Genomic DNA, 12,344 nt, shown 5'->3' on the forward strand with positions numbered 1-12,344 from the left:
AACCATAAAACAGGATAAACCCGCATACAGCTTCAAAACACTCAACGCATATTCCTAAAAAGATACGCAAAGCTACCCAGACCAGTCTCACCCAGTCCAGACCGCCAGTCATTACCCCCTAAAGAGCAACAACCGCGCCGCCAGCATATCCCTTCCAGATACTCTCTCTATTCTCTTGTCAAAGACCAAAACCCAACAGGGCCGAATAACCTAGCAAATCCACCGGAAAGGCTCAAGAAGTTTCCTCAGCGCCGCCGGTGATTGGGGATATAGGACCCACTCTCACTACCGTCAATCATAAAAATGCATGCAGCCTAAAAAAATCACCGCGCTTTTTCAGGCCAATAGGCAAAAAACCGCACTAGGCCGCGCGATCACGATCCATCAGCATATTCGTGACAACTGATTTGAAAGGGGACAGGGCATCGGCCACTCGCAGCCCAGCCTGGCGTAAAACACGGAAAGCAGGCTCATCACGGGTATAAATCGTGGCGATTCCATTGGTGGCGGCGAACAGGGGTGCGGTTGCAAGACGGTGTCTGCGTTCAAAACGCCGCAGGACGGATAGACTGCCCGGCGATTCACCGCGTGCCAGACCTGCCTGGATTTCCTGTGCCAGTGCTTCCTGACCTTTCAGGCCAAGATTGAATCCATGGGCGGTAATAGGGTGCATGCCCACAGCCGCGTCCCCAATCAGCGCAAAGCCGGGAGATGCAAAGCGATGGGCATAGACCCCACGCAGGGGATAGGCATGCCGCGTGCTGACCAGACGCATATTGCCCAGCCGTCCACCCACGCGTTGCATGATTTCGGCATTGAAGGCATCGCGTTCCAGCTTACGCAGGCGTTCGATCTCCTCCACCGGCAGTGTCAGGACAATAGAGGACGCGCCACCATTGACAGGCAGCAATGCGATTGTCTGCCCTTCATCAAACCATTGGGTCGCCACATGGTGATGGGGCAGATCGTGCGCCATACGACAGACCAGCATGGCACGTTTGAAATCATGCATGACCGCACCAATGCGCTGCAGGCGGCGGATCTGGGAAAAGCGTCCATCCGCCCCTACTGCAAGGCGGGATGTGATCTCGCCCCCGTCATGCACGACCGTCATATCCTCCCCTATGCGCCGGATATGCTGGGTGGAAGTGCCGCCAAGCAGGCGGATACCGGGACGCTGGCTGGCTGCAAGGTACAGCCCGCGCCGGATGCAGTGGTTGGACACAAGATAACCCAGCGCATCAACGCCGCGCCCCTGCGTATCGAATGTAAGGGGATGATTGCTGCGCCCGGTTTCCACCCGCGCTTCCCGCAGGGGAGAAATGGCGACCTGCGGGATGTGTTCCCACGCCCCCAGTTCCTTCAGCACCGAAACCGAATGATGGGTCAGGGCGATTTCGCGCCCATCAAAGGCAGGCTCGGCCCAGCGCGGCTGCGGGGCACGTTCCAGCACCGCGACGGACAGGCCACAGGCCTCCAGCGACAGGGCCGCAGCCAGCCCTGCCGGACCGCCACCCATTATGGTTACATCACAATATGCCATTGCCTGCCTGTTTCCTGTCCATCTGCCGCCCTGATGAGGTTGTCTGAAAAGCCTGCCCCTGAGGTATCCTGCCAGTTATAAAGAAGTTTCCGGAGAAGCCCTTTTCAAAACACTTCGAAGAACGCCGCCTTTTTTCAAAAAGACGGCACCTGAAAACTTTTACTTTATCTATCAACCGGTTATTTCAAGAAGGCTTTTCCAGATCATGCATCTGCGCCGAAATGCACGGGGCTTCCCGTCCAATTGGCCACATATCCGTCAACCGGACGACGTTTCGGCGCGGTCGCATCCGGCTTTGGCGTGCCGACAAACAGAAAACCCGCCAGTTTGTGTGGGGCGGGAAAACCCAGTTCGGCCGCGAACTCCGGATCATAGGCCACATCGCCACTGACCCACACCCCGCCAAAACCCGTGGCATGCAGGGCATTGAGGATATTCATCGCCGCGGCACCTACCGCCAGTTCCTGCTCGATCAGGGGAATCTTGTGTTCGGGGCACAGGTGCATGCCCAGCACGATGGTCAGCGGCATGGTGGAAAAACGCGACAGGCGCTTCTCGATCTTGGCGGGTTCAACATTCGGGTCCAGACGCTTCATGCTGGCCACCACGCGCTGTGCCAGTCCGGGCCGGGCATCTCCTTCCACCAGCACATAACGCCACGGCCGCAGCTTGCCATGGTCGGGCGCGCGCATGGCGGTAGACAGGATGGCGTGCAGCACGTCCCCCGCGGGTGCTGGTTCCATCAGCGCGTCGGTGGAAAAGCGCGACAGAAGAAGATCGAGCGATGTCATATGGTCATTCCCTGATAAACTGGGCGCCCGCTGACAGTCCATGGCCTGATGGCGGGTGTCATGACACGACACCATGCAGCAAGTATCCCGTCCTGCCAATATCCACCCCGCCATGCGTGGCCAACGCCATGGGATCGGTATGGATTCCGGCTACGGGCTTCTATAGAAGGGGAGGCATGAACACCCCGCGCACAGCCACGGTCCACCGCGCCACCAGCGAGACCGACATTACCGTCACCATCAACCTTGATGGCACGGGACAGACCCATATCGATACCGGCATTGGCTTCTTTGACCACATGCTGACAGCCCTCGGCCGTCACAGCATGTGCGATCTGGACATTACCGCCAAGGGCGACCTGCATATCGATTACCACCACACGGTGGAGGATACCGGCATCGCACTGGGCAAGGCCTTTGCCAAAGCCATAGGCGACAAGCGTGGTATCCGCCGTTACGGCAGCGCCACCGTGCCACTGGACGAGGCATTGTGCGAAGCGGTGGTGGATATTTCTGGCCGCCCCTTCCTGGCATGGTCCGTCACCTTCGGACGCGACAAGATCGGGGAAATGGATACCGAACTGTTCGAGGAATTCTTCCGCGCCTTCGCCATGAGCGCGCTGGTCACACTACATGTCATCCAGCGCGCGGGGCATAACTGCCACCATATCGCCGAAGCCGCCTTCAAGGCGCTGGCCCGCGCGCTGCGCACCGCAGGCGAGGCCGACCCACGCTCGGGCGGGATCATCCCGTCCACCAAGGGCAGCCTGTGACATTCCATTCCGCCCTGCTGCCCCCTGCCCGCGCAACAGGACCTGCCGCATGGCCGGTCATGGTGGCGTGGCGCATGTCGTGGCTGGTGCTGCTGTGCGGATGGGTCGGGCTGTTGCTGCGTGGCTGCTGGATCAGCGGACTGATCGCAGGGGGAGCGGCCATTCTGATCGAACAACTGCTGCCACTGCCGGTCGCCCTGCCGATTCTGGGCGGACTGCACCTTATCCTGGCGCTGAACGCTCCGGACCTGCGGCAGTGGGAACTGCGCCTGCGTGGCTACCGGCCCGTGCGCGGCGTTTACGCCACCGACCCCAAGGCAGCCGTGCTGCGCTGGATGGACCATGACCGGTCCCGTCCCCTTTCCCCCGTATCATGAGGCATCCCATGCCCACGTCCGCGCATTCTTCCGCACAATCCATCGTGGTGGTCGACTATAACGGTGGCAACCTTGCCTCCGCGGCCCGCGCCCTGTCCCGCGCGGCGGCCGACAGTGGCATTGACGCCACCGTCACCATCACCGCCGATCCGCAGGCCGTAATGCAGGCCGACCGGATCGTCCTGCCCGGACAGGGCGCATTTGCTGACTGCGCGGCGGGCCTTGCCGCCCGGCCCGGCCTGCATGACGCCATTGTAGCCGCGACCGATAACGGCACGCCCTTCCTTGGCATATGTGTCGGCATGCAACTTATGGCCGAACGCGGGCGCGAACATGGGGTAACATCCGGTTTTGGCTGGATCGCGGGCGAAATCGCCCTGATGGACGCCCCGGACCTGCGCCTGCCGCAGATGGGGTGGAACCAGCTTGAGTTCACGCCCGGCATCCACCCGCTGACCGAAGGCCTGCCGGTGGAAGCCCATGGCTATTTCGTCCATTCCTTCGCCCTGCGTGGATATGACCCGGCCGACATGGTGGCAACCACCGATTACGGCGGCACGGTGCCCGCCATCGTCGCGCGCGGCAACCGGGCGGGCACGCAGTTCCATGTGGAAAAAAGCCAGAAGGTGGGCCTGCGCATCCTGTCCAATTTCCTGCGCTGGACGCCCGTGCCGGACCGCATGACATGACACGGCAGGCCCCTACTGCCGGCACGATCCATGCCGAACGCGTGCAGCGGATGCATGAAGATGACCTGCATGCCCTGTGTGATGCGACCAACGCCGCCATTCTGGAAGGTGGCGGGTTTGGCTGGTTGGCCCCGCCGCCGCGTGAAACACTGGAACGGTATTTCCGTGGCGTCCTGCTGGTGCCCGAACGCCAGATGTTTGTTGCGCGGCTGGATGACATGATCGTGGGATCGGCCCAGCTTGTCCGCCCGCCGCGCAATAACGAAGCACAGGCCATGAGTGCGACACTCATGCATTTCTATATCGCCCCCTATGCCCGCGGGCTGGGGCTGGGCCGCCTGCTTCTGAACGAAGTGGAAAGCTGCGCGCGTAGCATGGGATACCAGATCATCAACCTTGATGTGCGCGAAACCCAGACCGACGCGGTGCGCCTGTTCCGCAGCAGCGGTTTCCACCACTGGGGCACCCACCCCAGCTACGCCCGCACCGACGGCCGCACCGTGCGCGGCCTGTTCTTCACCAAGCGCCTGCAGGATGACGAGCGGATCGTACCCGCCCACCCGCAGGCGGCTTCAACCCCCATTCCTGCAGCAGGACATGCCCCCGTGACCGGACACAGCCTGACACTCTATCCCGCAATAGACCTCAAGGACGGCACATGCGTGCGCCTGCGCCGGGGGGAAATGGATAACGCCACCGTCTATTCCGATGACCCCGGCGCACAGGCGCGGGCATGGATCGATGCCGGATGCGGCTGGCTGCATGTCGTGGACCTGAACGGCGCCTTCGCGGGGCGTTCAGCCAATACAGAAGCAATCGAGTCCATCATCGCCAATGCCTCCGTCCCGGTGCAGCTGGGTGGCGGGCTGCGTGATCTGGACAGCATCGGCAAATGGCTCAATGCCGGAATCAGCCGTGTGATCCTGGGGTCCATCGCGGTCAAGAACCCCGAACTGGTGCGTGAGGCCTGCCGCCTGTTCCCCGGACGGGTCGTGGCGGGCATTGACGCGCGCAGCGGGCAGGTCGCGACCGAAGGCTGGGCCGAGACATCGGAAATGAAGGCCGTGGAACTGGGCCAGCGCATGCAGGATGCAGGCGTCGCCGCCGTCATTTTTACCGAAATCAGCCGCGATGGCATGCTGACGGGCATTGATATCGAACAGACCGCCGACATGGCCAATGCCCTGTCCATTCCCGTCATCGCCAGCGGCGGGGTCGGCAACCTTGAACACCTTGAAGCCCTGCGCGCCGCGACTGCACGGGCGCCGGGCATCGAGGGCGTGATCGTAGGGCGCGCGCTGTATGACGGACGCATCGATCTGGGCGAAGCCCTGCGGGTCCTGTCCTGATGCTGAAGCTGCGTGTCATCCCCTGCCTGGATGTCAAGAATGGCCGCGTGGTCAAGGGCGTCAACTTCGTCTCGCTGCGTGACGCGGGCGATCCGGTGGAACAGGCGGCCGTGTATGATGCAGCAGGGGCGGACGAACTGACCTTTCTCGACATCACCGCCAGCAATGAAAACCGCGACACCATCCTTGATGTCGTCAGCCGCACGGCGGAACGTATCTTCCTGCCGCTGACGGTGGGCGGCGGCGTGCGCACTACGGATGACATGCGCCGCCTGCTGCTGGCAGGTGCTGATAAATGCGCCATGAACTCGGCCGCCGTCTCGCGCCCCGAACTGGTCAGTGAGGCAGCACGGAAATTCGGCAGCCAGTGCGTGGTCGTCGCCATTGATGCACGCAGTGACGGCCATGGATCATGGGAAGTCTACACCCATGGTGGCCGCACCCCTACCGGGCGCAACGTCATCGACTGGTGCCGCGAAGTGGCCGAACGGGGTGCTGGCGAAATCCTGCTGACCAGCATGGACCGCGACGGCACGGGCAAGGGGTTCGACCTTGACCTGCTGCGCGCGGCCAACAGGGCGGTGCGCATTCCCATCGTGGCCTCTGGCGGGGTGGGAGAGCTGGAACATTTTGTCGAAGGCGCGCGCGCGGGTGCGACCGGCCTGCTGGCCGCCAGCGTGTTCCATTTCGGCCAGTTCACCATTCCACAGGTCAAGCAGACGCTGGCGGCAGCGGGCCTGCCGGTCCGCCTTAGCGACTGATTCCTTATTTCCTGCCTATCGGAGCATTGTGATGGCCAAGCCAGAAAAATCCCGCAAGAACGCCCCGGCAAAAGCCGCCGCCAGCCTTAAGCTGGAAGCGGTGGGGCCTGCCACCCCTGATGTGCTGGACCGCCTGTTCGATGTTGTGGAATCCCGGCGCGGAACGGATCCGTCGGTCAGCCATTCCGCCCGCCTGCTGGCGCGCGGTCGCCGCAAGATCGCGCAGAAATTTGGCGAGGAAGCCGTTGAATGCCTGATCGAGGCCGTGGCCGGCAACCGGGGTGAACTGGTCAGCGAAAGTGCCGACGTGCTGTACCATCTGATCGTGATGTGGGTGGATGCCGGGGTGAAACCGGCGGAAGTCTGGACGGAACTGCTGCGCCGCGAAGGCACCAGCGGCGTCGCGGAAAAGGCGTCGCGCCCGCACGACCCGCTGGCCTGATCCCCCGCAAACAGGAGAATACCCATGGCCGTCAACGGCACCGGACCCTACGACCCGCAGAATGTATTCGCCCGTATCCTGCGTGGCGAACTGCCGTGCAAGAAAGTCTATGAGGACGAATACGCCCTCGCCTTCCATGACATCGCCCCCAAGGCGCCGGTGCATGTGCTGGTCATTCCCAAAGGACCTTTTGTCTCCTTTGCCGATTTCAGCAGCAATGCGACGGATGCCGAAATCACCGGTTTCACCCGCGCGGTTGGCAAGGTTGCACGTGACCTGAAGCTGGAAACGCCCGGCTACCGCCTGTTGTCCAATGTGGGCGTGGAGGGCGGACAGGAAGTGCCGCATTTCCATGTCCACCTGTTTGGCGGCAGGGCGCTAGGCGCCATGCTGCCGGGCTAAATGGTTCTTTAAAAACAACCTTCTGATCAGGAAATAAACGTTTTTTGGTGCGGCTTTTTTGAAAAAATCCCCACCAAAAAACGGCCTTATGATTACTGGGTGTTTTCCAGTGATACCTATAAGGACTGAAGTTCAAACAGTCCGCGATAGAGTCCGCCCTCACGCGCCATCAGCACCGCGTGGGGGCCGTCCTCGCACACATGCCCACGGCGGAAGACGATAATGCGGTCCAGCCCCATCACGGTGGACAGCCGGTGGGCGATGACCAGCACCGTGCGCCCGGCCATCAGCCGTTCCATAGCCTGCTGGACCAGCATTTCGGAGCGGGAATCAAGGCTGGATGTCGCCTCGTCCATGATGACGATGCGGGCATGGCTTAAGAACGCGCGCGCGATGGCGATGCGCTGGCGCTCCCCGCCCGACAGCTTGACGCCGCGTTCCCCCACCATGGTGGCGTAACCGCGCGGCAGGCGGGCGATGAAGTCCGCTGCATTGGCCTGCCGGGCCGCATGTTCGATTTCAGCCAGCGTGGCATCGGGTCGGCCATAGGCAATGTTTTCCGCCAGAGAACGATGGAACAGCAATGGTTCCTGCGGCACGATGGCGATCTGCCCGCGCAGGCTGGACTGCGTGACGGTGGCGATATCCGTCCCGTCAATCGTGATCTGTCCCCCCTGCACGTCATACAGGCGCTGCAGCAGCCGGGTCAGTGTGGTCTTGCCCGAACCTGACGGGCCGACAAGGGCCACCTTGCTGCCCGGCGCGATATCAAGGTTCAGGTCATCAAACAGCAGCCTGCCATGCTGGCGTTCATAGCCAAAGCGCACATGCTCGAAACGGATATGGCCCTGCATCACGCGCAATGTCGCAGCACCGGGACAATCGGCCACTGCAGGCTGCGTGTGGAACAGGGTAACCAGTTCCTCCATTTCATTGACCGAACGCTGCACGACAGAAATCTGCTGGCCGATGTCACGCAGGTATCCCTGGATCACGAACATCATCGTCAGCACATAGGCCACGTCCCCCGGTCCCGCGCGACCATGCATCCATAACAGCGCCACCCCTGCGATCAGCACCATGCGCATGATGAGGGCGGCGAGGTTCTGCAGATTGGCGCTGTCCGTCCCGCGCAGCCATGACCGCACCGTGCGCTGCCGCCAGCGGCCCGCGACCCATGCAAGACGCGCATCCTCCCGCGCTTCCGCCCCGCATGCCTTTACCACGGCATTGCATGTTACCGCATCCGACAGGGTCGCGCCCATGCGCGTATCCCAAGCATTGGCAAGACGCGCGGACGGTGCCACGTAACGCAGCGTCAGCATGACCGACAGCACTACCAGGGCCGCCGATCCCACCGCCAGCACCATCCCCATAAGCGGCCAGTGAAAGGCCAGTACGGCAGTGGTGGCGCACAGCACGATCCCCTCCGGCACCAGCATGAGCAGCAGCGTATCGCCCAGCGTATCGACCGCCCCCATCCCGCGCGTGATGCGCCTTACGGTTGACCCGGCGAAGTTGGAGGCATGCCATTCACTGGAAAACCGCTGCACGCGTGCGAACACCTCGGTCACGATGCCGGCCATGACGCGCGATGTCAGGTGGGTAATGCCGATATAGGCCGTGCGCCGCGCAATGATGCCACCCAGACCCAGCACGGCCAGGCCGACCACATCCCATATGGCGCGATGGACCGCAGCATGGCGCGCGGGCTGAGACACATCATTGACCAGCCAGCCCGCCACCAGTGGCATCATCACATCAGCCACGGTGGCAGATGCAATCCCTACCAGTGTCCATGCAAGAAAGCCGGGATGCGCGCACCACCTGCGCCAGACAAAGCCCAGCACGGCGGAAAACTCATGTCGTCCCGATGCCGGGCGGGAGAAAAAGGATGCCATTGCCAACACGCCCTGATGCAGGAAACCGCACGACCATGCGTTCAGGACACATGCACCGCCGGGGCCGGAACGACTAGCCTCCGCAGCAGCCATGCGCAAGGATAATGGCCGCGGCCAGAGGGCCGGGTGATTTACACCGCCCCCTGCAACGCCGCACAATGCCGGGCGATCCAATGCCTGCGAGTATCAGATGACAACAGCCAGAGCCCCGAAGAAACCCGCGCGCCGCGCCATGACACTGGCGGAAGTACGCGCCTTCATTACCCGGTTGGCCTCTGCCAACCCGAATGCCGAAAGCGAACTTGATTTCGTGGACGACTATACCCTGCTGGTTGCCGTGGTCCTGTCGGCGCAGGCGACCGATGCCTCGGTCAACAGGGCGACAAAGGCACTGTTCCGTGATGCGCCCACGCCACGGGCCATGGTGGAACTGGGGGAAGAAAAGGTCGGCGCACATATCCGCACCATCGGGCTGTGGCGGACCAAGGCGCGTAATGTCGTGGCCCTGTCGCAGCAGCTGCTCGAACGCTTTGACGGCAGGGTGCCCTATGACCGCGCGGCCCTTGAATCGCTGCCCGGCGTGGGACGCAAGACCGCGAACGTGGTCATGAACGTGGCGTTTGGCGACAGCACCATGGCGGTCGATACCCACATTTTCCGTATTGGCAATCGCACGGGCCTGGCGCCCGGCACGACACCGCGCGCGGTGGAGGACCAGCTTGTCCGCCGTATTCCCTCCGACATGCTGCGCCCCGCGCATCACTGGCTGATCCTGCACGGGCGGTATGTCTGCAAGGCCCGCAAGCCCGAATGCTGGCGCTGTCCCGCCTTTGACCCGTGCCAGTACCGCATGAAGAACGACCTGCGTGCGACAGGCCCGGACAGAATCCCGCCCCCTTCGCCGGAATGAATGGACAGGCATGGCGGTCCGGGAACGATGAGCCCACAACAACTTCTGATTTTCAGGATATCTGACAGGCGCAGGTTTTTTCCGCCCTGCCCCCGACAGATCTCATGCATGCACAATGTCCTGCGGTCACGGCCGCAAACGATGGATGGCACGGCCCCTATTCCGTGCGGGCCAGCGGCAGGTCAGGCATGCCTGCCCCTCCGGGTCGCATGACCCATGGCCGTGTCCCGCGCACCTGCCGGTCAGCCCACACCGTTACACCGCCATCATAAGGGGCAAACAGGGCATGCGCCCCATTGCGCCATATGTCGAAACGCCCGATTACCGGGACATCGGGACAGCCAGCCTGACCTGACAGGTTCACCACCATGCGGGCATCACGACATAACGCCTGTCCCGGCCGCGACACGGATAACAGCAGCACAATATCCCCCACCCGTCCCCGGACGCGGCACGCACCTGCCTGACAGGATACCGGTCCCTGCCTGCCGTAATCCGGCAACAGCCCTGCATCCTGCCCCGTCACCCGCTGCCATTCCTGCAAAACGAACGGATCGGGATGCCCCCCGGGACCGGTCAGGATCATATGGCCCGCGGCAATACCCGCCATCCGCGCGTCGGGTGACACCATCACCGCCGGGCGTGCCACCCACCACGGCGACAGCAGCGCCAGCACAACCGGGACGAATCCCGGCAGCCGTCCGCGCCCACCCCACAGGCACAGCCAGCACAACCCGGCAAAAAACAATGCCAGCCCGCCATTGCTGATGGCAGGCATCCTGATATGCGCTACCGGCAGGCAGGCCACCTGCCGCGCCAGCCATGCCACCAGCCCGATCCCCCACCCCATGGGAAGCAGCGCCAGTTTTTCCCACCCCAGCGGCAACAGCATGAAAGCCGCCAGTCCCCATGGCATGATCCACACCGACATGAGCGGCACCGCCAGCAGGTTGGCCAGCACGAACCATGGCTGCACCGTGCCAAAATGCGCCATGCCGATGGGAATGCACGCACTACCCGCCAGCACGCTGGCCAGCAGGGGGTGAGCAAGCCACGCGCCAGCCCTGCGCCACCACGTCATGTCATGTTCCCATGCCGACAGGTACGGGCGCAGCGCATCGAAACCGGCGATCAGTGCCATTACCGCCGCAGCCGACATCTGCAGGGGCAGTTCGACCACATTTTCCGCATTCAGGCACAACAGGACGGTCACCGCCATCGCCAGGGCCCGCATCGACATCACCCGCCTGCCCGCCATTAACGCCATGACCGCAAGGCCCGCCATGAACAGGCTGCGCTGTGCCGGCAGGTGCGCGCCGGTGATGATGACATATCCTCCGCCGGCCAGCAGCGCACATACCGCCGCAATCTGCCTGCATGGCCAGAACAGGGCCGCGCGTTCGGACAGCGCCAGCCCCATGCGCACCACCGCCATGACCAGCCCCATGACAATGGCAAGGTGCAGCCCCGCCACCGCCAGCAGGTGGGCCAGCCCCGCATCGGCAAAGGCATCCCGCACGCCAGGTGCAATCACGCCATCCGCCCCCACAAGAACGGTTGCCGCGATATCGCCGCGCACGCCCGGCAGGGCCGTGCGAATCCGTCGGGCCACGGCCTGCCGCACACTGGCGATGCGGCTGGACATGCCGATCGGAGCCTGCCCATGCAGACATATCACTCCATCCAGCGCACGCGCACTGCCCGCCCGCCCGTCAAACCATGCACGGCGCTGGGCATCATAGCCACCCGGCAGGGCGGGAAAGGCAGGCGGTGACAGCATCACCCGCGCCAGAACGGTATCACCCGGCACGGGCATGCAGGCGTTATCAGGCCGCAGCCGCAGCAGAAGGGCACGGCGCAGCGGCGGCATACCGATATTGATGCCATCAAGAAAGCGGACATCCGCCAGCCGCACCCGCCATGCCTGCGTGCCATCGCGCAGGACCTGCGCGTCCACATCCAGCACCTGACCCGACAGATGCACCGCCCGGCGGGGCAGGTCGGGAAACGGCGGCATGTGGTGCGCCTGCACCCATGCCAGCAATGCCCCCGCCGCACATGCGCCCGCCATACCGCTACCGATGCGTACCAGCAGCCCCGTGCCCCATACCAGCCGCGCGGTCACACACGCCACGACCACCATGCCAGCCCCCCACGCCCATGTGACCGAAGGTTCCCATGACAGCATGAAATACACGGCAGCACCCGCCGCCAGCAGGACAGGCAGCCACAGCGCGAAACGGGCATGCTGCCCCCACAGCCATGCACTGACGCCCGCATTCACGTGCGAAAGTCCGGCCCTGATGCGGTCAATATGCTGGCGCGGCAGGACAACCCCCGTAATGATCTGCACCCGTGACACGACCATGCCCATGCGTGGCCGGAATGCACACCCTACCGGTGGAG

At 63.2% G+C, this 12,344-nt stretch carries 12 protein-coding genes; 8 read left to right on the plus strand and 4 right to left on the minus strand.

The annotated features are described in order from the left end of the window. Positions 1-361: 361 nt before the first annotated feature. Entirely contained in the window at positions 362-1,543 is a 1,182-nt protein-coding gene (gene ubiM, locus MSKU9_RS08570) for a 5-demethoxyubiquinol-8 5-hydroxylase UbiM (protein WP_141260909.1), read from the minus strand. 203 nt (positions 1,544-1,746) lie between these two features. Continuing rightward, positions 1,747-2,334, minus strand: coding sequence for a nitroreductase family protein (locus MSKU9_RS08575; RefSeq protein ID WP_141260911.1), 588 nt, complete (start codon positions 2,332-2,334; stop codon positions 1,747-1,749). Between the two features lie 176 nt (positions 2,335-2,510). Here MSKU9_RS08575 and hisB point away from each other — a divergent pair, with 176 nt between their 5' ends. Genes hisB through MSKU9_RS08610 form a run of 7 tightly spaced genes read left to right on the plus strand, consistent with a single transcriptional unit; the run spans position 2,511 to position 7,127 of the window. Further along, entirely contained in the window at positions 2,511-3,107 is a 597-nt protein-coding gene (gene hisB / locus MSKU9_RS08580; RefSeq protein ID WP_141260913.1) for an imidazoleglycerol-phosphate dehydratase HisB, read from the plus strand. Continuing rightward, positions 3,104-3,484 (plus strand): hypothetical protein, encoded by a 381-nt coding sequence (locus tag MSKU9_RS08585; RefSeq protein WP_141260915.1) that lies wholly within the window; start codon positions 3,104-3,106, stop codon positions 3,482-3,484. The genes hisB and MSKU9_RS08585 overlap by 4 nt, the downstream gene beginning before the upstream one ends. 8 nt (positions 3,485-3,492) lie before the next feature. Continuing rightward, positions 3,493-4,173 carry an imidazole glycerol phosphate synthase subunit HisH gene (gene hisH, locus MSKU9_RS08590; protein WP_141260917.1) on the plus strand — a complete coding sequence of 227 codons (681 nt, stop codon included), beginning with the start codon at positions 3,493-3,495 and terminating at the stop codon, positions 4,171-4,173. After that, the gene (hisA, locus tag MSKU9_RS08595) at positions 4,170-5,522 is read left to right on the plus strand and encodes a 1-(5-phosphoribosyl)-5-[(5-phosphoribosylamino)methylideneamino]imidazole-4-carboxamide isomerase (RefSeq protein WP_141260919.1); all 1,353 of its coding nucleotides are present in this window, start codon (positions 4,170-4,172) and stop codon (positions 5,520-5,522) included. The genes hisH and hisA overlap by 4 nt, the downstream gene beginning before the upstream one ends. Then, positions 5,522-6,283 (plus strand): imidazole glycerol phosphate synthase subunit HisF, encoded by a 762-nt coding sequence (hisF, locus tag MSKU9_RS08600; protein ID WP_141260921.1) that lies wholly within the window; start codon positions 5,522-5,524, stop codon positions 6,281-6,283. Before hisA ends, hisF begins: the two co-directional genes overlap by 1 nt. A gap of 31 nt (positions 6,284-6,314) precedes the next feature. Further along, positions 6,315-6,725 carry a phosphoribosyl-ATP diphosphatase gene (locus MSKU9_RS08605; protein ID WP_141260922.1) on the plus strand — a complete coding sequence of 137 codons (411 nt, stop codon included), beginning with the start codon at positions 6,315-6,317 and terminating at the stop codon, positions 6,723-6,725. Between the two features lie 24 nt (positions 6,726-6,749). Next, positions 6,750-7,127, plus strand: a complete 378-nt coding sequence (locus tag MSKU9_RS08610) for a histidine triad nucleotide-binding protein (protein WP_141260924.1) — start codon at positions 6,750-6,752, stop codon at positions 7,125-7,127. Positions 7,128-7,243: 116 nt separating this feature from the next. Here the strand turns inward: MSKU9_RS08610 and MSKU9_RS08615 are convergent, their stop codons facing one another. After that, positions 7,244-9,028: an ABC transporter ATP-binding protein gene (locus tag MSKU9_RS08615; RefSeq protein WP_227002431.1), complete on the minus strand. Its 1,785-nt coding sequence runs from the start codon at positions 9,026-9,028 to the stop codon at positions 7,244-7,246. Between the two features lie 190 nt (positions 9,029-9,218). On the opposite strand from MSKU9_RS08615, the gene nth reads away from it, so the two are divergent. Continuing rightward, positions 9,219-9,938 (plus strand): endonuclease III, encoded by a 720-nt coding sequence (gene nth / locus MSKU9_RS08620; RefSeq protein WP_141260928.1) that lies wholly within the window; start codon positions 9,219-9,221, stop codon positions 9,936-9,938. 157 nt (positions 9,939-10,095) lie between these two features. Here the strand turns inward: nth and MSKU9_RS08625 are convergent, their stop codons facing one another. Further along, a complete protein-coding gene (locus tag MSKU9_RS08625; protein WP_141261183.1) occupies positions 10,096-12,291 on the minus strand; it encodes a ComEC/Rec2 family competence protein in 2,196 nt (731 codons plus the stop codon). Positions 12,292-12,344: the final 53 nt, after the last annotated feature.

This window comes from Komagataeibacter diospyri (assembly GCF_006538165.1).
Taxonomy (GTDB): domain Bacteria; phylum Pseudomonadota; class Alphaproteobacteria; order Acetobacterales; family Acetobacteraceae; genus Komagataeibacter; species Komagataeibacter diospyri.

Excerpts from the sequence above, each read along its gene's own strand:
- MSKU9_RS08610 (WP_141260924.1), top strand. The coding sequence starts at position 6,750 with ATGGCCGTCAACGGCACCGGACCCTACGACCCGCAGAATGTATTCGCC.
- ubiM (WP_141260909.1), bottom strand. The coding sequence starts at position 1,543 with ATGGCATATTGTGATGTAACCATAATGGGTGGCGGTCCGGCAGGGCTG.
- MSKU9_RS08615 (WP_227002431.1), bottom strand. The coding sequence starts at position 9,028 with ATGGCATCCTTTTTCTCCCGCCCGGCATCGGGACGACATGAGTTTTCC.
- hisB (WP_141260913.1), top strand. The coding sequence starts at position 2,511 with ATGAACACCCCGCGCACAGCCACGGTCCACCGCGCCACCAGCGAGACC.
- hisA (WP_141260919.1), top strand. The coding sequence starts at position 4,170 with ATGACACGGCAGGCCCCTACTGCCGGCACGATCCATGCCGAACGCGTG.
- nth (WP_141260928.1), top strand. The coding sequence starts at position 9,219 with ATGACAACAGCCAGAGCCCCGAAGAAACCCGCGCGCCGCGCCATGACA.
- MSKU9_RS08605 (WP_141260922.1), top strand. The coding sequence starts at position 6,315 with ATGGCCAAGCCAGAAAAATCCCGCAAGAACGCCCCGGCAAAAGCCGCC.
- MSKU9_RS08575 (WP_141260911.1), bottom strand. The coding sequence starts at position 2,334 with ATGACATCGCTCGATCTTCTTCTGTCGCGCTTTTCCACCGACGCGCTG.
- hisF (WP_141260921.1), top strand. The coding sequence starts at position 5,522 with ATGCTGAAGCTGCGTGTCATCCCCTGCCTGGATGTCAAGAATGGCCGC.
- hisH (WP_141260917.1), top strand. The coding sequence starts at position 3,493 with ATGCCCACGTCCGCGCATTCTTCCGCACAATCCATCGTGGTGGTCGAC.